At 41.5% G+C, this 25,160-nt stretch carries 23 protein-coding genes; all 23 read right to left on the bottom strand.

Features of this window, described 5'->3' with window-relative positions; translation table 11 throughout:
* Nucleotides 1-45: 45 nt before the first annotated feature.
* Nucleotides 46-1,014, bottom strand: coding sequence for an ornithine carbamoyltransferase (argF, locus tag MKY14_RS29200; RefSeq protein WP_036678521.1), 969 nt, complete (start codon nt 1,012-1,014; stop codon nt 46-48).
* On the bottom strand, nt 1,011-2,297 hold the full coding sequence (locus MKY14_RS29195; RefSeq protein ID WP_038573577.1) for an aspartate aminotransferase family protein: 1,287 nt from the start codon (nt 2,295-2,297) through the stop codon (nt 1,011-1,013). Before MKY14_RS29195 ends, argF begins: the two co-directional genes overlap by 4 nt.
* A 69-nt stretch (nt 2,298-2,366) precedes the next feature.
* Nucleotides 2,367-3,197 carry an acetylglutamate kinase gene (gene argB, locus MKY14_RS29190; RefSeq protein ID WP_340977956.1) on the bottom strand — a complete coding sequence of 277 codons (831 nt, stop codon included), beginning with the start codon at nt 3,195-3,197 and terminating at the stop codon, nt 2,367-2,369.
* A gap of 41 nt (nt 3,198-3,238) precedes the next feature.
* Entirely contained in the window at nt 3,239-4,471 is a 1,233-nt protein-coding gene (argJ, locus tag MKY14_RS29185) for a bifunctional ornithine acetyltransferase/N-acetylglutamate synthase (RefSeq protein ID WP_076123867.1), read from the bottom strand.
* 20 nt (nt 4,472-4,491) lie between these two features.
* Complete coding sequence (gene argC / locus MKY14_RS29180) at nt 4,492-5,547, bottom strand: N-acetyl-gamma-glutamyl-phosphate reductase (RefSeq protein ID WP_038573582.1); 1,056 nt, start codon at nt 5,545-5,547, stop codon at nt 4,492-4,494.
* 177 nt (nt 5,548-5,724) lie between these two features.
* Complete coding sequence (locus MKY14_RS29175) at nt 5,725-6,609, bottom strand: YitT family protein (protein WP_076310004.1); 885 nt, start codon at nt 6,607-6,609, stop codon at nt 5,725-5,727.
* A 102-nt stretch (nt 6,610-6,711) separates the two neighbouring features.
* Nucleotides 6,712-7,825, bottom strand: a protein-coding gene (prfB, locus tag MKY14_RS29170; protein WP_139330096.1) for a peptide chain release factor 2 whose coding sequence is annotated in 2 segments (ribosomal slippage) — nt 6,712-7,752 and nt 7,754-7,825 — 1,113 coding nt in all. Because the reading frame shifts where the segments join, the coding sequence is not laid out codon by codon here.
* 342 nt (nt 7,826-8,167) lie between these two features.
* The gene (gene secA / locus MKY14_RS29165) at nt 8,168-10,675 is read right to left on the bottom strand and encodes a preprotein translocase subunit SecA (protein WP_036678509.1); all 2,508 of its coding nucleotides are present in this window, start codon (nt 10,673-10,675) and stop codon (nt 8,168-8,170) included.
* A gap of 269 nt (nt 10,676-10,944) precedes the next feature.
* Entirely contained in the window at nt 10,945-11,493 is a 549-nt protein-coding gene (gene hpf / locus MKY14_RS29160; protein ID WP_036678506.1) for a ribosome hibernation-promoting factor, HPF/YfiA family, read from the bottom strand.
* Nucleotides 11,494-11,722: 229 nt separating this feature from the next.
* Nucleotides 11,723-13,159 carry an S-layer homology domain-containing protein gene (locus tag MKY14_RS29155; protein WP_340977954.1) on the bottom strand — a complete coding sequence of 479 codons (1,437 nt, stop codon included), beginning with the start codon at nt 13,157-13,159 and terminating at the stop codon, nt 11,723-11,725.
* A gap of 316 nt (nt 13,160-13,475) precedes the next feature.
* Nucleotides 13,476-13,673, bottom strand: a complete 198-nt coding sequence (locus MKY14_RS29150) for a cold shock domain-containing protein (RefSeq protein ID WP_019915069.1) — start codon at nt 13,671-13,673, stop codon at nt 13,476-13,478.
* 251 nt (nt 13,674-13,924) lie between these two features.
* Nucleotides 13,925-14,986 carry a glycosyltransferase family 2 protein gene (locus tag MKY14_RS29145; protein WP_340977952.1) on the bottom strand — a complete coding sequence of 354 codons (1,062 nt, stop codon included), beginning with the start codon at nt 14,984-14,986 and terminating at the stop codon, nt 13,925-13,927.
* On the bottom strand, nt 14,987-16,762 hold the full coding sequence (locus tag MKY14_RS29140; RefSeq protein ID WP_340977950.1) for a glycosyltransferase: 1,776 nt from the start codon (nt 16,760-16,762) through the stop codon (nt 14,987-14,989).
* Nucleotides 16,763-17,917 carry a DUF1919 domain-containing protein gene (locus MKY14_RS29135; RefSeq protein WP_340977949.1) on the bottom strand — a complete coding sequence of 385 codons (1,155 nt, stop codon included), beginning with the start codon at nt 17,915-17,917 and terminating at the stop codon, nt 16,763-16,765. It abuts the gene before it with no gap.
* 88 nt (nt 17,918-18,005) lie between these two features.
* Nucleotides 18,006-18,362, bottom strand: coding sequence for a D-alanyl-lipoteichoic acid biosynthesis protein DltD (locus tag MKY14_RS30905; protein ID WP_445669882.1), 357 nt, complete (start codon nt 18,360-18,362; stop codon nt 18,006-18,008).
* Between the two features lie 85 nt (nt 18,363-18,447).
* Nucleotides 18,448-19,086 carry an acetyltransferase gene (locus MKY14_RS29130; protein WP_340977947.1) on the bottom strand — a complete coding sequence of 213 codons (639 nt, stop codon included), beginning with the start codon at nt 19,084-19,086 and terminating at the stop codon, nt 18,448-18,450.
* Nucleotides 19,087-19,173: 87 nt separating this feature from the next.
* Nucleotides 19,174-19,839 (bottom strand): hypothetical protein, encoded by a 666-nt coding sequence (locus MKY14_RS29125; RefSeq protein WP_340977946.1) that lies wholly within the window; start codon nt 19,837-19,839, stop codon nt 19,174-19,176.
* Complete coding sequence (locus MKY14_RS29120) at nt 19,830-20,597, bottom strand: SDR family NAD(P)-dependent oxidoreductase (RefSeq protein ID WP_340977945.1); 768 nt, start codon at nt 20,595-20,597, stop codon at nt 19,830-19,832. The genes MKY14_RS29125 and MKY14_RS29120 overlap by 10 nt, the downstream gene beginning before the upstream one ends.
* Nucleotides 20,598-20,611: 14 nt before the next feature.
* Complete coding sequence (locus MKY14_RS29115) at nt 20,612-21,664, bottom strand: ketoacyl-ACP synthase III (RefSeq protein ID WP_340977943.1); 1,053 nt, start codon at nt 21,662-21,664, stop codon at nt 20,612-20,614.
* Nucleotides 21,665-21,666: 2 nt separating this feature from the next.
* The gene (locus MKY14_RS29110) at nt 21,667-21,906 is read right to left on the bottom strand and encodes a hypothetical protein (RefSeq protein ID WP_340977942.1); all 240 of its coding nucleotides are present in this window, start codon (nt 21,904-21,906) and stop codon (nt 21,667-21,669) included.
* A 20-nt stretch (nt 21,907-21,926) separates the two neighbouring features.
* Nucleotides 21,927-22,925 carry a ketoacyl-ACP synthase III gene (locus MKY14_RS29105; RefSeq protein WP_340977941.1) on the bottom strand — a complete coding sequence of 333 codons (999 nt, stop codon included), beginning with the start codon at nt 22,923-22,925 and terminating at the stop codon, nt 21,927-21,929.
* Between the two features lie 15 nt (nt 22,926-22,940).
* Entirely contained in the window at nt 22,941-23,996 is a 1,056-nt protein-coding gene (locus MKY14_RS29100) for a glycosyltransferase (protein WP_340977939.1), read from the bottom strand.
* Complete coding sequence (locus MKY14_RS29095; RefSeq protein ID WP_340977937.1) at nt 23,986-25,137, bottom strand: DegT/DnrJ/EryC1/StrS family aminotransferase; 1,152 nt, start codon at nt 25,135-25,137, stop codon at nt 23,986-23,988. The genes MKY14_RS29100 and MKY14_RS29095 overlap by 11 nt, the downstream gene beginning before the upstream one ends.
* Nucleotides 25,138-25,160: the final 23 nt, after the last annotated feature.

Here is a 25,160-nt window from a genome sequence, read left to right as displayed (position 1 = left end):
AATTCAATTTATATAGTGATTTATATTTTATATTTTTTAAATTCCTTAACTCATCAACGCAGCCATTAAAGCTTTTTGCGCATGCAGCCGGTTCTCAGCCTGATCAAAGATCACCGAGTTAGGGCCGTCAATCACGCCTGTGCTGACTTCTTCCTCACGGTGGGCTGGCAGGCAGTGCAGGAAGAGATAATCGCTCTTAGCGCCTTTTACAAGCTCCTCATTAACCTGATAGTCCTTGAATGCCGCTTCACGTGCCTTTTGCTCCTCCTCGAAGCCCATACTCGCCCATACGTCTGTATAGATGACGTCAGCGTCTTGTACAGCTTCTTGCGGGCTGCGAGTGACCACAATCTTCGCTCCGGTTTCTTTAGCGATCTCACGAGCTTCTGCGACAACCGCTGCATCTGGCTCATAACCTTCCGGTCCGGCGATAGATACGTCCACGCCCAGCTTAGCTCCGCCAATCATTAAGGAATGCGCCATATTGTTGCCATCGCCGATGTAAGCCAGCTTCAGGCCCTTGAGCTTTCCTTTGTGCTCATAAATCGTTTGATAATCGGCCAGCACTTGGCAAGGATGTGCCAGGTCACTAAGACCGTTGATTACGGGAATAGAGGCATAACGAGCGAGATCCTCAACCTTGTCATGACCGAAGGTACGGATCATAATCCCGTCGAGATAACGCGACATTACTTGCGCTGTATCACCAACAGTTTCTCCGCGTCCCAGCTGGATATCATTTTTGCTCAAGAAAAGGGCATGCCCTCCCAGCTGATACATTCCAACTTCAAACGACACACGTGTACGTGTAGAGGATTTTTCAAAAATAAGACCAATGGTTTTACCCTTCAGCGGCTGAAATTCTTCGCCATTTTTCTGCTTCTTCTTCAGCTCAATCGCCGAATCAATCAGATACGTAATTTCCTCCGGGCTGTAGTCGTTCAGCTCCAGTAAATCACGGCCTTTCAGTTGCTGCGCAATGGTGTGCTTGTTACTCTGTACGCCCTGACTCATGAGCTTACCTCCCCGTTTGCTTGTTTAGCATAAGTATGAATGAGTTCGCATAGGATGTCCACCGCTTGGTCGATCTCCTCTTTGCTTACATATAGATTAGGCAGCAGACGAAGGACATTAGGACCGGCTGTCACGAACAACAGGCCTTTCTTTTGTCCAGCCAGTACAATATCGCCCACTGGGGATTGACATTCAATCCCGATCAACAGCCCTTTACCACGGATATCCTTCACAAAAGAACAGTCCGCCAGCTTCTCTTTCAAAAGACCTGTCAGGTACTTACCCATATCTTCGGCGCGCTGTGGAAGCTCATCTTCCAGCATCGTCTCAATCGTCGCTGCCATAACAGCTGTTGCTAGCGGTGTTCCCCCGAAGGTGGACGCATGGCTGCCCGCTGAGAAGGCTTCACGCAAATACCCTTTGCCAAGCATTAAACCTGCCGGGAACCCGCTAGCTATCCCCTTAGCCAAGGTGAAAATATCCGGTTCAATTCCATAATGCTGATGAGCGAACAGCTTACCTGTACGTCCCATACCTGTCTGTACCTCATCTACAATCAGAAGCAATCCGTGTTTCTTACACAAGGCCACTACAGCGTTCAAGAACTCAGGTTCTACCTCAAGCACGCCACCCTCTGCAAGCACCATCTCCAGCATGATAGCAGCTGTATGATCTCCGATAGCAGCTTCTAACGCTGGGAGATCATGCAAGGGTACGGTCTTGAAACCTGCTGGAAGTGGCAGGAACCCTTCTTTCACCTTTTGCTGGCCTGTAGCTGTTAGTGTGGCCAGTGTACGTCCATGGAAGGATTGTTCGAATGTGATAACCTCATAACGGTCGACACCCTTAATCTTCTGATGGTAACGGCGGGCCAGCTTAATAGCAGCCTCATTCGCTTCTGCCCCGCTATTGCAGAAAAACACTTGATCAGCGCAGCTATTCTCTGTCAGAAGGTTGGCAACTTTATCTTGTCCCGGAATATGGAACAGATTCGAGACATGCCAGAGCGTATCAATCTGATCCTTCAGCTTAGCGCCGACTTTTTCAGGAGCATGACCTAGACTGGTCACAGCCAATCCACTGGTGAAATCCAGATACTTATTGCCTTTATCATCCCATACCCAGGTACCCTTGCCTTTAACTAAGCTGAGATCATATCTGGCGTAAGAAGGGAACACTGCACTCAGCTTGCTTGTTGCAACATCCGGTGTACCTGATCCTACTGTATCGGTCTGCTGTGCCCCTGCTTGCGAATCCAACTCCGCTTGTGTAAGCTTGCTCATTCTAAGTCACTCTCCCATCGGCTGCTCCTGTGAACAGGCTGCGCCTCTAATTTGTATTCATCTATGATTCTACGAACGAATAATACGTGTACCTATCGCTTCACCTTGCAGTACTCGACTAAGCACCCGTGGTTCTTTTCCATCCACAATGATAACCTCTGATACGCTGCCCTGAATGCAATCTATAGCTGCCCGCACTTTAGGGATCATGCCACCGTAGATTTCTCCACTTTCGATCAAGGCTTCGATTTCCTGTACAGTAACGGAGGGAAGCACAATCTTTTCACCTTCCACTGTACTCATGATGCCTGGAACATCTGTGACGACAATCATTTTGGGAGACTCCACATAGGAAGCAACTGCCCCTGCTGCCGTATCTGCGTTAATATTGTAGCGCTGACCTGCTGCATCTACTCCGATAGGTGCAATGACAGGAATATAACCCATCCCAACAATACCAGTTACGATCTCAGCCTTAACTTCTGTTACTTCTCCTACCAAACCTACTTCGGCGCTGTTCGCCACTGGTTTAGCAATAATCATATTGCCATCGATGCCCGAAAGCCCCAGAGCTAGACCGCCGCTCCCTTGAATTCGCCGGACAATCGCCTTGTTTATACTTCCTGCCAGCGTCATCTCTACAACATCTAGTACTTCCTCGGTGGTTACTCGCAGGCCATTCACAAAGCTGCTTTCAATGCCCAGTTTCGCTAGATTCTCGGAAATGGCTGGCCCTCCACCATGAACAATTACTGGCTGAATGCCCTCCTCCTGCAAATCTCGCAAATCCTCAAAAAAAGAATCAGGTAGAGCCGCAAGCGTACTGCCGCCGCATTTCATTACAAACAATCCACTACCATCTAAAGCATCTATAAGTTCAAGCTCGCTATTTAGCGTCATATAATCGGTATCCTTCCCTTATGGGCTTAACACGCCATAAATTAAGTGCGGTATGCGGCGTTAATACGCACATAATCGTAAGTTAGGTCACAGCCCCAAGCCGTTGCTTTTCCGCTTCCATCATGCAGATCTACAGTGATCAGCACAGTTTCACTTTTTTGCAAATAGGCCAAAGCCTTTTCCTCGTCAAAAGCAACTGGCTTCGAGTGCAAAAGCACCTCAATATCCCCTAACGAAATGTTCACATGCTCCGGCGATACCGGAACACCCGCGCGTCCAACCGCAGCAATAATCCGCCCCCAGTTCGCATCCGCTCCAAAAATAGCAGATTTCACTAGACTAGAACCAACCACTGTCTTGGCAATCGCCGCCGCCGCCTCATCATGAACAGCACCATTCACTTGAACCTCAATCAGGTGAGTTGCACCTTCGCCATCTCGAGCAATCGCTTTGGCAAGCGTCTGGCACACATACGTGAATCCAGCAGCAAAAGCGTCCCAATCCGGATGCAGTCGTGTCAGCTTCTCATTACCGGCAAGCCCACTCGCCATCGACACTAACATATCATTGGTACTAGTATCTCCATCGACTGTAATCATATTAAAAGTAACATTCGTAGCTGAACGCAGAAGACTAAGTAAATCCTCCGCTGCAATATCAGCATCCGTGGTCATAAAGCCAAGCATGGTAGCCATGTTAGGATGGATCATCCCTGAGCCCTTTGCAGCTCCGGCAATTGTAACTTCTACACCGCCAACGAGCACCTTCACGGCGATCTCTTTTTTAACTAAATCAGTGGTAAGTATAGCTTGGCAGAATTCCTCCGCGCCAATAGCTCCTCCATCCAGCTTCTCTGGTATTGCAGTTATCCCGCTACGTACGCAGTCCATCTTTAACAGTTCACCGATAACTCCAGTCGAAGCAACAGCCACATCATTAACGGCCACACCTAAATGCTGAGCCGCAGCAGCGCGCATCTCATAAGCATCTGCTTCACCTTGTTCGCCTGTGCAGGCATTGGCATTCCCGCTGTTCACGATAACCGCCTGCAATACTCCGTTCGAAAGGCTTTCCCGAGTCACTTTCAGCGGAGCCGCCTGAAAAACATTCGTCGTATACACGGCCGCAGCCGTTGCCGGAACTTCACACAGAATCACTCCGAGATCGTTGCGATCTGTTTTTTTCAATCCACAATGCAATCCTCCGGACCTAAAACCCTTAGGTGAAGTGATGCTTCCACCCTCCAAGGTGGTAAATAACTCAATCTCGCTCATATTATTTGTACCGCTGATCCTTATGGATACACAGGTGTGTAGCCGAGGCCAAGGGTTTCCTCCCATCCCATCATCAAATTAAGGTTCTGTATTGCCTGCCCTGCCGCACCTTTTACAACATTATCAATGACGGAGACTATGGTCACCCGCCCTGTACGAGCATCTGTTGCAAATCCGATATCACAATAATTAGAGCCGCTAACTTCTTTTGTCGCCGGAATCACACCTACATCACGCACCCGCACATATGGCCGGCCCGCATAATATTCACGGTATAAATTCACAAAATCCTGTTCCGTATAATTGTCCGTCATCCCTGCATACATCGTACTCATAATTCCCCGGCTCATCGGCACGAGATGTGTGGTGAACGTTACCGTTACCTTTTCTCCAGCAATCTCTGTGAGCGTCTGCTCAATTTCCGGTATATGTTGATGCTTATTGATTTTATAAGCTTTAAAGTTCTCATTAATCTCTGCATAATGTACCATCAGGCTTGTTCCGCGTCCTGCTCCAGTAACTCCTGATTTCGCATCAATAATAATACTGTCGTGCTTAATCCAACCTGCCTGAATTGCAGGAATTAGTCCAAGAAGTGTAGCTGTAGGATAACAGCCTGGATTAGATATAAAATCAACCCCTGCCGCACGCTCTCCAAACACCTCGCAAAGTCCGTATACAGCCTGCTCTAGATATTCATCAGCCGGAGCGGGATGTTTATACCAGTGCTCATACTCTGCACCATCCTTCAATCGGAAATCACCGGACAGATCCACGACCTTAAGTCCAGCTTCCAGCAGCTGCGGCACCAGCTTTGCGCTCACACCCGACGGCGTCGCCGTAAATACCACATCCGCCCGCTCAGCCATTTGAGCCGGGTCAACGCCATCCAGCCTTCGATCAATGATGCCCGTCAAATGCGGAAAACCTTCCTCTATAGCATCCCCTGCGCTTGATGAGGAAATTACCGAAGTAATCTCTACCTTAGGATGACTTTGTAGCAGCCGAATCAGCTCTACGCCCCCATAACCCGTTGATCCAACAATCGCCGCTCTCAGCTTGCCCTCCACTGTCATCCCCACTTCCTGCTTATCATGAATTATAATAAATAATATAATGCATACCGTCTTAGAAATATGTATTATTATACGACTCAATTAATATAAATACAACACATAGTGTTAACTTTCTTTATTCCTAAATATAATTCTATTTACAAAAAAAGAGAAGCGTAGCTTCTCCTTTCGGAGAAATTACACTTCTCTTTTAAAGCCTTCACCCAGCACCTCATGCGCCTCAGTGATAATCACAAAAGCACTAGTATCTACCGATTGAACAATCGCTTTTAATCTGGAAACCTCATTCTGACCTACTACAACCATTAGCACCGTACGCTCATCACCAGTATAACCGCCATGTGCATCCAGCTTCGTCAGACCCCGATCCAGATCATTCAAAATCGCCTCAGATATTTCTTCCGTCTTGTCCGAGATTATGTAAGCCACCTTTGTATAACGGAAGCCTACCTCTATCGCATTAATGGCCTTACCTGTAACAAACAGACCGATCAGTGCATACAGTGCTTGTTCCATACCGAGTATAAAAGCAGCCAGCACAATGACCGTCCCGTCCAGCAGCACTACAGAAATCGAGAAGCTGAGACCGGATATCTTTTGAATAATCTGCGCCAAAATAGTAAGTCCACCTGTCGAGCCCCGTCCGCGGAACACAAGACCTAACCCCACCCCCACACAGATACCGCCATAAATGGAGGCTAAGAGTGGATTGGTGGTAGGTGCAGGCAAATCTTTTGTTAACAAGATAAAGAGCGGCAACACAAAGCTCCCAAGGAGCGAGCGAACTCCGTATTGTTTACCCAAGAAGATTACCCCGAGTACAAACAACGGAATATTAAGCGCCCATTGCGTAAATGCCGGCTCAGCCCCAAACCAAGCTTCAGCCAATACCGACAGACCGGATACACCACCAGAAGCAATATGATTAGGCAGAAAAAAAAGATTAAACCCCAGTGCTGTAACTAGCGATCCGAGCAAAATTAACATCGTATCCACCACATGTCGGATTGGCCCATTCAGAGGAATCAGTGGGGGTTTATTACGTGAATTGACTTTTTGCATTTCAAAGGCTCTCCTTAAAGTGTCATCTTGCTCTACGAAAGAAGAAACGGCCATCCCATCCTAATCCATGAATGGTATCCGTTTCCCCCGAAACTTTCTCTTTTATTCTGCCTCAATCTTGATCTGGCTACGCAGGTAACCATCAATGAATACATCAATATCTCCGTCCATCACAGAACCCACATTCCCCGTTTCCACGGAAGTACGGTGATCCTTAACCATGTTATACGGATGGAATACATAGGAACGGATCTGACTGCCCCAAGCAATATCGGATTGCTCGCCGCGAATCTCATCCAAATGCTGTTGCTGTTCTTGCAGTTTACGCTCATACAACTTGGAACGCAGCATCTTCATTGCTTGCTCGCGGTTTTTGATCTGTGAACGTTCGTTCTGACAGGTTACCACCACACCCGTAGGTAAGTGGGTAATCCGCACCGCAGAGTCTGTGGTATTAATATGCTGTCCACCCGCGCCGCTCGCCCGATACGTATCGATCTTCAAATCCTCAGTACGAATTTCAACTTCTACATCATCGGCAATTTCCGGAACGACATCACAGGATACAAAAGAGGTATGCCGTCTGCCCGAAGAGTCAAACGGAGAAATCCGTACTAGCCGATGTACACCTTTTTCAGCTTTCAGATATCCGTAGGCGTTGAAGCCTTTAATAAGTAATGTGACACTCTTGATTCCCGCTTCATCACCCGGTAAGTAGTCCAGCACCTCAACCTTGAATCCACGTTTTTCAGCCCAACGGGTATACATCCGCAGCAGCATCTGGCCCCAGTCTTGGGATTCCGTACCGCCCGCACCCGGATGGAGCTCAAGAATAGCATTCAGCTTGTCATACGGCTGGTTAAGTAGCAATTGCAGCTCGAATTCATCCACTTTACTGCCTAAACTGCTGATCGTCTCCCCAATCTCTGCCGCAAGACCTTCATCGCCCTCTTCATCCGCAAGCTCCGCCATCATCGCAGCATCGTCGTATTCTTGTTGCAGCTTCTCGTATTGATCCACGGACGATTTCACGGCATTCATCTCGCCGATCACGCTCTGTGCCTGCTCTGGATTATCCCAGAAGCCTGGAGCAGCCATTTTTTCTTCAAAGTTCGAGATCATCTCTTGCTTAAGATCTAAGTCAAAGAGACCCCCTAAGGTCAGTTAGTTTCTTGCCTATTTCACGCAGATCCTGCTTTACATTAGCTTCAATCATATGGTCACTTCACCTTTCAAAATAGGTTGTTACGGTCTTCACTATTGGAAAGTTAGTAATGAGTGAATGTTCAGCCATTCCGAGAAGGATTGGACTTCCGATCGCTGTTGTTTCCAGATTCCTTGAATTGATAACCGCATAGGTGTTGGAATCCCGAAACAAAGGCGAACACTCCGTTTCTCCCACATTCACTCAAGTGCTAAATATCCAAAAAAGCGACTGGGCCGTAAACGGGGGATACCCCCGGGCCCAGCCGCTCTTTATGGTTAGTATACCCGTAGAGATCAGGGCTAAAGACTTACATCTTCAACACCTGAATATGAGCGCTACTAAACGTTTGTCTTATGCGTTTTGACCGTGGCAGTTCTTGTACTTCTTGCCGCTTCCGCAAGGGCAAAGATCATTACGACCAGCTGCCGCCTCAACATGTACCGGACGTTTCTCAGCAGGTTCGCTGTTAGTGGAAATTTTATTTTCCTCTACAACGGATTGACGCTCCTGATTTGTCTCGATGTGAGCCTTCATAATATAAGTAGCTACTTCTTCTTGAATCGTAGCCGTCATAGTATTAAACATTTCGAATCCTTCGAATTGATACTCGCGAAGTGGATCTGTACCACCGTAAGCACGTAGGTGAATCCCTTGACGCAGTTGATCCATCGCATCGATATGATCCATCCACTTGCTGTCCACGGAGCGCAGCACGATTACCTTCTCGAATTCACGTACCAATTCTGAACCTAGGCGTTCTTCACGAGCAGCATATTTCTCAAGTACACGTTCAAAGATGTACTCAATGATCTCTTCTGCTTCCTTGCCCCACAGAATATCGCGAGTCAAAGCACCTTCTTCAAGCAGCTTGCTGTTTACGTAATCAGCAACTTCTTGCAGCTCCCAGTTCTCAGGAATATCGTCACTGCAGTGTGCGTGAACAATACGTTCAATAACTGGCTTGATCATTTCAAGTACGATATCTTTAATATTTTCAGACTCCAGAATCTCACGGCGTTGTTTATAAATAATTTCACGCTGTTGATTCATCACGTCATCATATTGCAATACGACTTTACGAATATCAAAGTTATTACCTTCAACACGTTTCTGAGCAGATTCCACAGCACGCGTAATCATGCGGCTCTCAATGGGCTGATCTTCCTCAAACCCAAGGCGATCCATCATACTCAAAACGTTGTCAGCGCCGAAACGCTTCATCAATTCATCACCAAGGGACAAGTAGAATTGTGTAGAACCTGGGTCTCCTTGACGACCCGCACGACCACGCAGCTGGTTATCAATCCGGCGCGATTCATGACGCTCTGTACCAATGATATGCAGACCACCAAGATCTGTCACACCTTCGCCCAGAACGATGTCCGTACCACGACCTGCCATGTTGGTAGCAATCGTAACTGTACCAGGCTGACCTGCATGTGTAATGATTTCAGCTTCCGCAGCGTGATGCTTCGCGTTAAGTACTTGGTGTCTAACGCCTTTGCGCTTCAGCATTTCAGATACGAGCTCTGAATTCTCAATTGACACTGTACCCACAAGTACAGGTTGGTTCTTTTTGTGACGTTCTACAATTTCTGCCACTACAGCGTTGAACTTACCGTTCTCACTCTTGTAGACAACATCCGGCATATCTATGCGCTGATTCGGTTTATTCGTAGGGACTTGAAGAACTTCAAGACCATAAATCTTCTTGAACTCTTCTTCCTCAGTTTTAGCTGTACCTGTCATACCGCCCAATTTGCGGTACATACGGAAATAGTTCTGGAAAGTAATCGTAGCAAGCGTCATGCTCTCATTCTGTACTTCGATTTCTTCCTTCGCTTCAATCGCTTGGTGTAAACCGTCACTATAACGACGGCCTGACATTAAACGTCCTGTAAATTCATCAACAATAACGACCTCACCCTCGTTAACAACGTAGTCTACGTCACGACGCATAATTACGTTTGCTTTCAGGGCTTGGACGATATGGTGATTCAAGGTTACATGACTGTGATCATACAAGTTCTCAATACCAAAAGCACGTTCAGCAGTAGCTACACCTTTTTCAGTCAAGGCTACGGACTTCACTTTGATATCAACTGTGTAGTCTTCTTCAGCTTTAAGCTTTTTCACAAAACGGTCTGCTGCAAAGTACAATTCAGTAGACTTCTCAGCTTGTCCGGAAATGATAAGAGGTGTACGTGCTTCATCAATAAGAATGGAGTCCACTTCATCAATAATACAGAAATAAAGAGGGCGCTGAACCATTTGTTCTTTATAAAGCACCATGTTGTCACGCAAATAATCGAAACCAAATTCGTTGTTCGTGCCATACGTAATATCGCAGGCGTAAGCATCTTGTTTATCAGCATGGTCCATACCGCTTAGGTTAACCCCAACCGTCATGCCCAGGAAGTTATAGATTTGTGCCATTTGTGCGCTGTCGCGCTGAGCCAAATAGTCATTGACCGTTACTACGTGTACGCCTTTACCAAGCAAAGCATTTAAGTACACTGGCAATGTTCCTACTAGAGTCTTACCTTCACCAGTCTTCATCTCGGAGATTCGGCCTTCATGCAGGGCCATACCACCAATTAACTGTACATCAAAATGCCGCATGCCAAGCGTCCGTTTGGAAGCTTCACGTACGGTTGCAAACGCCTCAGGAAGAATTTCTTCCAAGGTTTCGCCTTTCTCAATACGGGCGCGGAACTCTTCCGTCTTAGCTTTTAAAGCTTCATCGGATAGTGCTACAAATTCCGGCTCCAATCCATTAATTACATCGACTGTCTTCATGAGACGTTTAACGTCACGATCGTTTGTGTCTCCGAATATTTTCTTTACAAGTCCTAGCATGGTTAACCCCTTTCATGCAACACAGATGGTGGAACCGAGCCCATCCTCACAAAATTGAAAGGGCCATTTATAAATTCGATTCCGCTGCTTCATAAATTGTAACAGTTTGTAAGAGATGCCGCAATACAAGGTGTAACAGCCACATTTTTCATATATACGCACAAGAGCCCTATTCGCTATAAGCGAATAGGGGCTCGGTTTAAATTTCCTAGGTTCTGACTAACTCTCGAGGCCCTTTATACTTAGAGCATAACTGGCATCATTGTATCTTAGCCCTGTTCAATCAGTCCATATTTACCATCATCACGTTTGTAAACTACGCTAACTTCCGAGGTGTCGATATTGGAAAACACAAAGAAATTATGTCCTACCATGTTCATTTGCAGAATCGCTTCTTCCACATCCATCGGCTTCATCGTAAAGCGTTTGTTCCTAACCACTTCTAAATCATCATAATCTTGTTCTTCTACAGCAACAGCGGCACTAGCTCCATCCACAAACAGCGTCTTGAGTCCCTCTTGACGGAACTTACGGTTCAGCTTCGTTTTGTGTTTGCGAATTTGGCGTTCCAGCTTGTCCACAACGGCGTCTATGGAAGCATACATGTCATCGCTGCGATCTTCCGCACGAAGCGTCACGCCAGCAAGCGGAATGGTTACTTCCACCGTATGAAGGCCGCGAACTACGCCAAGCGTCACAGACCCTTCAGAGGTAGGGGGTGCTTCGAAATACTTCTCAAGTTTGCTGAGCTTCTTATCAACATACTCTCTCAAAGCGTCGGTCACGTCAATTTGTTGACCTCGAATGGTGAATTGCATGGCCACTCCTCCTTTAGTTACACCTTCATTATACCAAATTGTAAGCGCTAAGTAAAAAGCAATTCCTTACAGCCCTTACATTTAGATAACAAATGTTGTCATAGCGTTCACAAATAAAACAAGTCCGGTAAGAGCAACCAATCGCCCTACCGGACCAAAAGTAAACCTGTCGTTATTATAGTACGGATTCCACTCTTATATTCTCCGAATGAAATCACATAAGGTCAGGCTATTTGGTATGAATTTGAATGATTTCTACAGGTGACCATTGAGAACCCGATCCTGCAATAACATATACCTTATAGGCAGTATTTGCTGCTAAACCAGTTAAAGTCTGTGTATGCTTTACACCAGGAGCAAACGTAAGCGTGTTAGTCCATGGAGCAGCCAATGCAGTACCGCTACCATTTTGACCTAAAGCAATCTGCGCTGCAGTAGGTGCCTTATCATTTGCTGGCAATACTACATATCTAACTGGGGTTGTAGTGCCACCTGTCACACCATATTTAACATATACATCTGCTGTAACTGTACTAACTTGTCCCGGCTCAAAAAGCGAAATCGAGCTAGCAGTAGCTTGAGCAGTAGTCAACCGAACTGTCGTTACAGTAGACAAGTTACCAGCTGCATCCGCCAGCGTGATATATGTTGCATATTCTGTACCAGGATTCAATCCGTAAACAGAGAATGTAACCGTTGTTTCAGCTACAGTCGCAACACTACCATGGATACCACTTGCAGTCCCGTTACTAATTTGTCCTTTTTCCACCTGCAATGCAGTTGGAGCAGTTACATCAGCATTATAAGGAGCTACAACATAATATACTGCACCAGTTACGGAAGGTGTCAGGTATACATCCGCTGTGACCGAACCAACATTACCGTAGGTTGCCCCACTTACTGTTGGCGCTGTGCTACTTTCGCCGCCACCGTTACCACCACCAGAACCTCCGCCAGTACTGCCACCTGGAGCAGCAGTTGGGGTTGGTGTAGCTGTTGGTGTCGGAGTAGCCGTTGGAGTTGGTGTAGGTGTTACACCACCACCTGTGCCACTACCCGGATAATAGATGGCTGAAGTATTGATAATACCTACAGCCTCGGCACGTGTTAACGATCTCTTAGGACCAAAGGTTCCATCTGGATAACCGTTAACAATCTTCTTTTCCACTGCGGCTGCTACAGCACCTTTTGCCCATGCTGCAATTTGTGCATTGTCTTTAAATTTGTTCGAAGTTGTATTGGTGCTCAATTTAAGTAATTTTGCAGTAATTACAGCGGCTTCTTCTCTTGTAAGCGGATTATTAGGACGGAATGTATTATCCTCGTATCCTCCGATATATCCAGCTTCCACGGCTTTAGCCACTTCACTGTAATTCCAGTTTGTGCTCTTCATGTCTTTGAAAGTTACTGTTGCTTTAGTTGTAAACCCTAACAGGCGATTTACCATAGTCACATACTCACCACGCGTAATTGCTTTGTTTGGTTTCACCGTTCCATCTGGGTAGCCTCCAAGGTAACCTCTATCTAGCCATTCCTGCAGCTGACCTTGCGCCCAGTGGCCTTGAATATCCTTAGGTACAGTTGCAGCAGATACGCTGCCGAGAGACCCCAATAACATACTAGTACCTAATATTCCGGTCATAAGACCGCGCCACATCTTCTTCATCCTGCTAATCACCCTCCTAATTGTTTTGATAGCTTAGGCTATATTGAATTTCTTCGTGAATGTAGTAACCTAGGCTAACATAGTGTGTGTCGAGGTAAGATAAACAGCTCAACGTATATCTATTACCCACCTTTTGCAGAGTTCTAACATTTTCCATAAAATGAATTTACAAAATAGGCTATTTTCTTTACTAGGATTGGCTATACTAGACACATATGAACGCACAAAAAAAGGATCTTGGAAGATTCCAAGATCCCTGCTAGCGCTGTCTAAATTGCTAACCATCTACTTATATGTAGTCGGCTTCGCCGGATGATTATAATTTGATTACGTTAGCTGCTTGTGGTCCACGTGCACCTTCAACGATATCGAATTCTACGGATTGACCTTCATCCAATGTCTTGAAACCATCAGTTTGAATCGCGGAAAAGTGTACGAATACGTCGCCACCGTCTGCAGTCTCGATAAAACCATAACCTTTTTCTGCGTTAAACCATTTTACTTTACCTTCCATTGATTAAACATTCCCTTCGTCATCAGATGAACGTGAGTCTTGCTCACAATTCGACTATACCACCGTAACTTCTTTATTGTCAATTGGAAAAGAAAATGTTTACATTCAATAAAATACCATTAGAATATTAAGTAATTATTTTCAACATTTTTCTACAAAAGACGTTATCAGAAGACAATATGGATTGTCGTTTAAGGGTGCTTAACTAGTAGATTCAGTAATGAAACATCAAAAACAAAAAATCATATGATTTATTTGAATAACTTTAATCTTTCAATAGAAGGATCGTAATCGAAGCCTTTTGCATATAAATATTGCTGTTTTGCTTTAGTAGCTTCGCCTATTACCTCATAATACACACCTAAATTATGATAAGCAGCAAAGCTTCCTGTTCCTAAAACACTGCCTTCTTGTCCCGTCTCACCTATCTCTATTGCCCTTAAGTAGAAACGCTCAATATAAGGAATTAAATTGCTGTACGCCTCAGGATCACTCAGAATCAATTCGAGCAAATAGAGAGCTGACACAAAGTAAAAATCAGAAGAATTACTAAGAAAATCTTGCTCAGCTTCAATAATAGGCAAGCCTTCATTTAAGTGACCCGAAGCGATTATCGCATACAAAAAATTAACGATAAGGCTGGGAGCATACCCTTCTTGATGAGTGAATTTACTGTATGCTTGTTTTAAAAAAATATAAGTATGTTCATGCTCTTCCAAACCCCGATACTCTTTCGCCAGTTGGTAATAGTAGTACGGATCATTGGGATAATCCTCTATTTCTTTTAAAAGCATGGGAATATTTCTGCCTGTTTTCTTCTGCTCAAAGTATCCATCATGTTGAATTTCGATTCCCACTCTAACCCTAGGCAGCTCAGATTGAATTTGTTCATGGATTCTACCGGAGTACCGGCAGTTGGATGGAAACAGACGAGAAATATAACTTTGTTCGAAACTGATTCCGTCCTTGCCCATGAATTTATCAATTCTTTTAATTTGACCTAACCCTGGAGGACGGGAGATGAATTCACGGATGGCATTAGTACAGTCGTTTGTAATATATTCGTCAGCGTCCATCACCAGACTCCATTTACAAGTTGCCTGAGCCAAGGCATAATTGCGTGCGGCCGAAAAGTCATTTGTCCATTCATAATCAAAAACTCTCGATTGATATTCGAGAGCAATTGATTTCGTATTATCTGTTGATCCGGTATCTACAATTATGATTTCATCAACGTATTTGAAAACACTTTCCAAGCAACGTCTTAATGTAGATTCCTCATTTTTCACAATCATCACTAAAGATAATCTCATTTATATCCCCTCCAAGCTTTGAAGGACATTATGTAGAAGCATGGATGACTCTTCATCTTCAGAATCCATTAACTTCAGGTATTGTAATGCCGCCTCGCTTGCCCCTACGCTATGGAGAATAAAGGCATAATTATACAACGTGTCATGATGTTTGGGATTCAGTTCTAGTGACGCATTAAGAAGAGGTACAATGTCATTGTATAACCCCGCTTCAAAGAATTTTTTGGCCAAGAAATTATAGACACGCTGTTTATCAATAGTCAGTGACTTCATGACATCAATGATAATCGATGAGTCTATCAGGTGCTCATTCATCATGCCAATTATCTTACTAACTGACGATTGTCCTTCTTTATTACTACCGCTTAATTGCTCCAACAAATTCTTGATTCTATCCATGGAAGATGAAGGGGTCTGATTCGTTATCTTTAGGAAATATCGTATTGTTTTAAGATGATCCGAATTATTTAATCCACTTAATTTTGCGATTTGATCAATAAATTGTTGTTCTGTTTCAGAGGTATGATTCTGTTCCTGCGAATATTCGATCTGACTAAATCCAGCTTGAACAAAGAGTTTTTGAATTTCTGTTAGTGTAAACAGACGTAATTGATTATCATTTAATACATCATTGTCTCCATAGAGCGATCTGTTCTTTAACAAGGAAAATAATAATCCGTAGTGAGAGGCGTTTGAAATACTAACGATTATTTTCCCATCCGTTTTTAGAGCGCTCTTAAGATCTAAAATGTAACTCCATGGATTGACCAGTTGTTCAACTACATCACTGAGAATGATGTAATCATAGAAGTTTTCTTCCAGCCTAACCTCTTCAGTCTTCCCCACTTTAACATTTGCAAATATACTTGCGAATTCAGCTGCTCTTACATTTTTTTCTATACCATATACATCGGCTGCAGGGTAATGGTACTTAACCTTTAACAGCGCACTTCCGCTTCCACAATTTACATCCAATACCCTAATGGCCTTTTGGCGATCCGGTTCATCGATCAGCTGAACGAGTTCTTCTTTAGAACGGTACGCTGTAGGGAACCCCCACTTCTCGACAAATCTTTGTCTATTTCGTGCCCATAATTGTTGGCGTTGTTCAGGCATCTCTCCGAAAGAGGTAGATCCGAAATGATGAATAAATATATTTCGGCATACCATCAGTTTGTATCCTGCCTGAATGATGCGTAATGAATAATCACCATCCTCGCACATTCCTGGGCTAAATATTTCATCTAAGAGTCCGATTTGTTCAACAACATCTTTTCTGATTAACATACAAAAACCAATCAGTTTAATTTTTTGTTCCCAATCAGGTGCGGTAATAATGTTGTAATTGTTGGCATAATCCCACATTTCATCAAGTGTAGTATAGGTTGCATTAATTTCCTGATCTCCGTATGCACTATTAGAGACAGGTCCCACAGCACCAATATCATTGGAGCTGTATAAGCAATCATTCATTAAACTTAACCAGTTCTGGGTTACCAGCACGTCATTATTCAGTAAAAGGATATTGTCACCCGTTGCAATTTCTATCCCCTGATTACAGCCTTTTGGAAACCCCACGTTTTCTTCATTAAAAATAGTAAGAATGTCCATCTGGTCCGCCAGCCAATCACGTGTCCCGTCTGTCGATAAGTTGTCCACAACGATTAGTTGATAGGTACCCTTAGGGGTATACTGGCGGATGCTTTCTATACAGGCCTTTGTATATTGGAGTTTGTTGTACGTTAAGAGGATGATGCTTGTTTTTAGGGGATACATCTAGTCAACCCTTTCATTATGCTGAATTCTAAAGTTCTCGCTCCCATTAAGCCACTCAACCGCATCGAAGTATTTATTTGAATTTAAGTGAAGGTATTGGTAAAAACCTGCATACTGATGCCTAACTTCTTTATCTTGCCATCCTTTTAAATGTATATTGTGAGGATAATCATAAGCTTGGTGCGAAAAACTGACTTTTTTATCTGTATCTTTTAAAATCGTATTAAAAATACTTGCATCTTCTTCACATACCGCGGAAAACTTATAATAAATATTATCCCAATTAAATCGTTCTAATCTTTTCTTCCATTTCCCTTCAGCTTCTTCTGCATTCCTGTAATGATTAAAAAAGATATATACGTCATCCAGTAGCCCGATAGGATGATTATATCCAGGGATACTGATAAATTTTAATTTTTGATTAAGGTAATAGGGGATATCACTTATTAATTTTAAGTAGTCGTTATTTCTAATATACATCCACATAAATGGTGTGTTGTAGGATAAACCTAATTGCTTATAGAGAAACCCTCCCCAACAATCATCCGATATCAAACTAAAATCGTTATTTTCCAAGTTAAGAAATGATTCTGGTTGAAACGTTTCAATACCGTTCCTACTGGGATAACTCGAAGGTAAAATAATACTACGGCTTACCGACAAATAAATGAGTCCAGCTTTAATTTCCTCATATTCTTTGCATTTTATATTTATAAAATCAAATCCATAATTATTAATATTCAGAATATCCAACTCAATGCCCAAGTTTACTTCTTCATATCCTGTAATAGTGAGAATTCGTTTTCCGGCATAATTATTCACAAAATACTTACACCCGCTCAATTTAACCACAGCTTTAATAATATAAAATTGAGGAAACAGATCATTCAATAGGATATATTGGGGCTGCGAATGATTAATGTTGAACTTTTCAATATAGTTTACTAATGTTGAAGAAAATTGATTAAAAATCTCCATATTGACCCCGCTACTAGCCATGTGTTCATAAAGAGTAACATAATCGTCAACCATATTATTAAATGAAATCTCAAAATCTTTTTCTTGAAATTCAAGCATCCCAATCTTGTTAATTAAATATTGAATGTTTTGATCTAGTGCATTTACAAGTTTAATTGATATATTAATTATAAGCACCTCCTTGTCCACTTGATATTAGTTGTTCCCCCTAATCATACCAATATCAAATTGTCCCGTATTTTTTCCCTAAGCAATAGTCTATCATTTACCATGAAATATTCCGTTCAAGATACAATGTCATCTTCCTTGCACCTATCTTGTTGAGATGATCTCCATCCGAAAAATCTTTTTCCTTAAAATAGGAGGATGAAAACATATCTATCAGTTGAAAATCGTGTTGCAATTTTACTTCGTCCAAAATCTCATAAAATTCTGCTAATCTATTTTCTGAAAAATAGGATGAATATATCTTTTGTGTAGGATATATTATAACCGTTGGCTTGATGTTGTTAGCCTTCAGTAAGAAAAGTATAGAATTAAATGTTTCCACATTTTCTCTTCTTGTTTCATGATAATCTAGTTTTGAATGAGACTCTGCCCTTTTTTTTGCAAGCCACTCCAATGGAATATTTTCAGTTGTATTTATTCCAAAATTTATCGTTGATACGAGAAATCTTGTTCTTACTATAGTGCTTAATAAAAGCTTCCTAAATATATCTTGCTGGAATACCTGCTACTGTTTTATATGGCTCTACTTCTTTAAGAACTACACACCCTGCACCGACCGTAGCAAATGTGCCAATCTTGCTATTAGGCAGCAGTCTTGCTCCTGATCCTAAAAACACCCCATCGTCAATCTCACAAAAACCTGTTATATCACAGTGGGCACTGATGATTGTACCTTCCCCTATTTTTGAATCATGACCTATGGTCGAGCAAATATTTACAGCAACATGATCTCCCAATTGCGCATTCACAGAGACAACTGCATAGGGGCATAGCACAATTCCTAACCCCAATCTAACTCCACTGCCAATTATCGCTGTCGGATGAATTATGTTTGTAAATGTAACATTCTTCTTCTTTAGCCTTTTGACTATGTTTAACTTGCCTTCTGGACTTCCTATCGCGCATATAACCACATCATTTTCTAAAGGTAAGTAATCGTCAATATTCGATATTATTGGACAATTGATCTGTGACTCAATAATTTTTTCAGTAGTATCTATATCATTAATAAACACGACTGAATCCCAACATTTATTTTTTTGTGCAATATGTTTTGACCATTGCCATACCTCTCTACCAAAACTTCCAGCGCCAGCAATAACGAGACGTTTTCTCAATGCCTCACCTCTAGTCAATAGATATTTCGATTACATTCCATATTATTCATTGTTTCAAAATAACCCTTGAAGCCATTAATTACTTAATTATTTAGTAATTTTATCAACATAATACGCAGGGTTACCAGTAACCACCCTGTTCGCTCGGACCTTCTTTAACACAACACTTCCAGCACATACTACTGAGTTCTCTCCAATGATGCTTTTGGGAAGGGCACTTGTACCTGAGCCAATTAAGGCACCTCTTTGTATGTCGCAATATCCTGTTATGTCGCACTGAGAACCTATTGTAACACCCTCGCCAATCTTTGCATCATGACCAATTGAAGAAGCTACATCGACAATAACATGATTGTCAACCGAAACATTCACGGTCATTACAACATAGGGACACAAAATAATGCCAGTTCCCAGTCTACAACCGATGCCGATAATTGCTGTAGGATGAATTATATTAGTAAACTTAACTCCTCTCTCCTTCAACTTCTCAACAATATCTAATTTTGTTTTTGGATTAACAATAGAGCATATGCAAACATCGTTAAACTGAGGTACATAATCATCAATTGTTGAAATAATCAGACAAGATATATTGGCATTATAAAGCTCAATTTGTGTATTTTTTATTTCATCATTAATAAAAACTACATTATCCCAATCTTTAGAATCAGAAGGTATATCGTTACTCAAATGCCATACCTCTATTCCAAAAGCATCGGCACCTACAATAACAAGTCGTTTTCTTAATGACATGTGTATCCCCCGTCAACAGTCAAAACAGTTCCTGTAATCCATTTAGCTGCCTCTGAAAGCAAGTATACCACTCCATACGCAACATCTTCTGAACTCCCTATTCCTAATGGATGTTTAGCTATTATCTTCCTCCGTTGCTCTTCTGTAAGCTTTTCAAATAAATCATCTGACATCTCAGATACAACAAACCCAGGGGCGATAGCATTGACTCTGGCCTTCCGAGGTGCTAACTCCAACGCTGCAGATTTCACAAAGGAATTAATGGCACCTTTTGAAGCAGCATAAGCAGTAATTCCAGCTTCACCGACACTCCCCATCACTGAGCTAATAAATATAAAAGAAAATGTAGAGTTAGCATATTTTTTATTAAGCATACTTTGTAACAAGGCTACCCCAGCCTTAAAATTTATTCGTATGATCTCTTCGTAGTGATCAATATCATTAATGCGTAAAGGTAAAGTGTACTGAATACCTGCTGAATGAACCGCTCCATCTAATTTAATTGAATGCTTAAATGTGAATTCATTCATCCATTTTTTTATTTCATGTAAATCTTTTAAATCAAATAAAGCCAAAAGATGCTCTTTGTTCGAATCCAAACTCTCTAACGTTTTCGTCAATTCTTCCAGATTTCTTCCCATTAGAATAAGTCTAGCACCGGATTGATCGAGAATTCGTGATATAACTCTTCCTATTCCAGAAGATGCGCCTGTTACTAAGATTATTTTTCCTTCTAAGCTATATGGACTATTATCCAAATTATCCCCCATCTTTACACATAGATAATTGATGTAATAAGGTTTTTCACTGATAGGGAGGCAGCTCCCCAGGAAAGACCGACACCAAACCCACATATAACTATATTTTTTCCCCCATCTTTACTGATTACATCTCCAAAATCACATAATAGTAAAGGAATAGATGCGGAACTTGTGTTACCAAACTTTTCAATATTAATAAGTAATTTTTCCGGACTAATGCCACTTTTTTTCCTGATAAAATCTAACATAAACCTATTTGCTTGGTGGAGTAAATAAAAGTCAACATTCTCTTCTTCCCATTTGCAATAATCAATGATTCCTTTTAATAATGAAGGGACAACTTCACCTGTAAAATTAAAGACCTCTGTCCCGTTCATAAATAAATCTTCCATTGATCGTATATGCCCATCTTCTTGAAGTACTCTATTTTTAGATATATCATTATTAGGATGTCTATATCCTCCATAGGGAACGATGAGGTGTTCTGAGCCTTGCCCATCAGTTCCTAATGAAAAAGAAATCTTTTCTGCATTTTCACAATACTCCATTGCTGTTGCAGATCCTGCATCGCCGAACAGCAGAGAAACCGATCGATCAGAGGGAGATATCATCTTAGAAATAGTATCTCCCACTAAAAGTAACGCACGTTTGATAGCTCCTGATTCAATAAGCTGTGAAACAACATACATACCATATACATAACCAGAACACCCTAACGAAAGGTCAAAAGCTATACATTTTGAAGAAAGCCCTAATTTACTTTGTAAAATACAGGATGTTGCAGGTAATATAAAATCTGGTGTCTGTGTCACAAAAACAAGTGCCTCTACACTTTCTCTTTCCCAATTCAGATCTTTTAATAGTTGTTCAGCTGCAGAAAAACATAAATCACTTGTAGTTTGATTTTCAAGTGCTCTGAAAACTTTTTTTGTACCAATCATATTTAAAGTCTTTTTTATTTCTCTGGTACTAAATTGTGGAGATTCTTCAGTCAATTCAATTTCATTGTCCGGCAGAGCAGCACTAATACCCCGTATGCATACATTTTTAGTTGTAACCAACATTTTTAGTCCTCTATTTTTTCTGAGACTAAATTATAAAGATCAAGAATTTTTTTGCATTTTTCTAATTGGGTGGGTGTTATGTTTACGTCTAGTTCTCTATCGGCAAAAGCTAAAAATGAAATTTTGGCTAGTGAATCCCACTCAACAAGGCCATCAAGACTAGTTTCTAATGTAATCGAACCCTCTATCTCCGGCATTATTACCATTTCTTCTAAATTTTGCACAAATTCAACTCTATTCATTTTCATCTTCCTCTCTTTTATCATTGCTTAAATATAAGGTTACAAGCAGCCCATGAGTAGCCTACACCAAAACCAACTAACATCAATTTATTGTTTCCTAATATCTTGTAATTTCTAATATCTTCGCACAGCGCAATAGGGATACTAGAAGAGACAGTATTTCCGAACAGTGCAATGTTTTGTGAGAACTTTTCTTCAGGAATCTTTAATATTCTTCTTAAACTTTCATTCATATATTTATTAGCCTGATGAAATACAAATCGATCATAAGCTTCCAAGGTTGAGCCCGATAATTTTAATAAATTTTCAATTGCATTAGGTATCTCTTTTAATGCAAAATTAAAGATAGCCGTGCCATTCATATATAAATTATTCCTTGATCTCAGATTTCCGTATGCATCTACTTCCTCAATTCCCGATTCGTTAGATATTGGCTCCCTTAGACCTCCAGCTTTAATAATCAAATTCTCTTTTCCACTTCCATCAGTACCAAAAATAAACGGACCAATAAGCTCGTAATTTGAATCAACCCAAGATACATGCGTTGCACTTGCTCCATCTCCAAAAAGAACTTTAACGCTTCTATCTTTCTTATTAATATATTTACTATACGTGTCAGAAGTTATTAATAAAATATTGTTAGCAATTCCAGATTCGATAAATGCCTTTGCTATTGACAATCCATAGACATATCCTGAGCATCCTAAGTTTACATCAAAAGCAGCACAATTTCGCGGTAAATCTAAAGCATTTTGAATAATACACGCAGTAGTAGGAAGAATATAATCTGGTGATTGTGTGCAATAAATTAGCATATCTATCTCACTCTTGTTTAAATTTGAATTGCTATCAAATAGCTTATTCGCAGCAACAATTGCCAAGTCAGAAGCGAATTCGTCAACCCCAGCAGTAGGTCTTTGAAGTATTCCAATCTTACCAGTAATACTATCTTCTGTAGAATTCACCTCATAATTCTCAGGAACATAATATTCTATGCCCTTTACAATAGCTTTTCTCATAATTACCTCCTATTCTTAAGAGTTAGCTAATATTATATTCAGTTTTTTTTTAACATTCATTTTAGCATCGAGTAAAGATTGAGCCTTCCTTGCAGCTTGATACCCCATTTGTCGAATCGCAGGGAAATCATCACGAAGAAGACTCAACCTTTTATAAAGCATTTCAGGACTATTCTCTTTAATCTCGTAATAATCATTTTCTGCCTGAAGCATCCTCTCGTCTTTTCTTGCATTAGTACTTACAAGAATACAACCTGTCGCCATCGCCTCAGCCGCCGCTGTTGTTGGAAAACCATCCAACGCAAACCTATCTTGAGTACTACAACTTATAAAAACATGACATTGTTTATACAATTGTCTTAGTTGTAATGGATTTAATAACCCATGAAAAGTGAAATTACGATTGGTAAAGCTATTTAATTCCTTACTCCAGTTTCCTACTATATGCAAGTGAAAATCATCATCTAATTGATTGAAGGCTTGAACCAATGTAGGAAATCCTTTTCGAATAGCGTTATCTGCACAAAATACTAGCTGTACGGGCAACCCACTTTGCTTCCCTTCCATCTTGTAAAAGTCAGTATTGATTATTCCTGGTATGTATATACTATACGGAAGTATATTAGAGACTTCTTCTATATTAGTAAATACTGTTTTACAACTTTCCCCTAATCGGACAATGAATTTTTTTGGAGTACTTGGATCCAATCCTCCACCTGGGTAGAGCGTAGTATGCAGTTGAAGATTGTATTTCTCTATGGTTTCTCTGATAGACCATAAAGAATTCGAGCCTGGTACTTTTTCATTTCCCATAACGTTCTCTCCAAGTAAACTTAGCGCCAAATTCAAAAATACACAATATACATCAGTTATCCCATGTTTTACTACCATCTTTTCAAATTCACTTAAATGATGTACTTTCGCTGGAAATGGGTCTGAGTGTGGTTGTACAGCAAAAAAGAAGGTATCCGGATGTTCTTGATTTATATAATAATTCTCCCAATAGCGAAAACCACTCATCATCCAAGGGAATTTCGTATCTATAACAGCAAGGCGTCTTTTATGCTTCATGCATTGATTCTCCCAATAGCACTAAATTTATTGCAGCTAATGCTTCGATTACATAATCAATTTCTTCATCTAAAAGTTCTTCCCAAAGTGGTAAATTAATAACACGTGAAGCTATCTCCTCAGTAGTACTAAGATCAGAGGAAGGGTAATTCGAAAAAAAACTTTGTTGATGACAGGCAGGAGAGAAATATGTTCTGGCTTCAACTCCAAACTCACCTAACATTCTAACGATTTCGTGTGCTAAATGCCCTTTCGGACATAGAATTGATACATTTTGATGGGCTACTTTACCTATTGTGTGGTGGTAGTCCCAACCATGATTAAACAGCCCCAATTTATCCATTTTAGAGATATATGTTTCTTTAATAAATTGTCTTACTAGGCATTTTTCACTGAACACCTTCAGAGTCGCCAAACCAATGGCTGCAGCATACTCAGACAACTTACTATTTAAACCCATTTGGGTACTCTCTCTTGCCTCGCTAAACCCGAAGTTACCAGCCTGTCTAAGTTGTTGTATAAAAAGCTCATTCTTGCAATATACTAATCCTCCTTCCCCTATGCCAAAAGATTTAGTGGCATGAAAACTGTATACTATAGGTCCGCTGAAGGTCTGTTCGATCCCTTTACCATTATGCATACTACCAAAGCTTGCTGCAGCATCTATTACGACAGGCATGCCATTATCTAAAAGGTGTTGATAGTACGAGAAGTCTGCGACTGTGCCAAACGTGGCATACGGGATAACGACAGCAACATCATCGCCTAATTTTTCAATGTGTCTTGCCACTATTTTTTCATCCATGCACCAGTCATCTGCTCTCACGTCGATAAAATATGGTTGAAGCCCGCACCATAAAGCTGCCTGGGCAGTAGCTGCAAATGTAAAACTAGGCATAATTGCATATTTACCTTGAGGGCGTTTAGCAATCATTATTGCAAGCATCAACCCTATCGTCGCATTATTAACAGTCGACGCATAACCTTCACCTTGGTATATTTGTGTTATAATTTCCTGTTCAAATCGAGTATTCAACTTGCCATAATTGCTATATATTCTGGAATAATCAATTTCTTTTAATAGTTCAATGTATGTTTCGCTCTTTACTAAATTCGGCTTCATAAAAGGTATACGTTTCATTACTCTCGCCTTCTTCCTGATAT

The sequence above is a fragment of the Paenibacillus sp. FSL R5-0887 genome (assembly GCF_038002305.1).
GTDB lineage: Bacteria > Bacillota > Bacilli > Paenibacillales > Paenibacillaceae > Paenibacillus_AQ > Paenibacillus_AQ odorifer.
The sequence above is the reverse complement of the archived record's forward strand: the minus strand, read 5'-3'. Positions and strand labels throughout refer to the sequence as shown.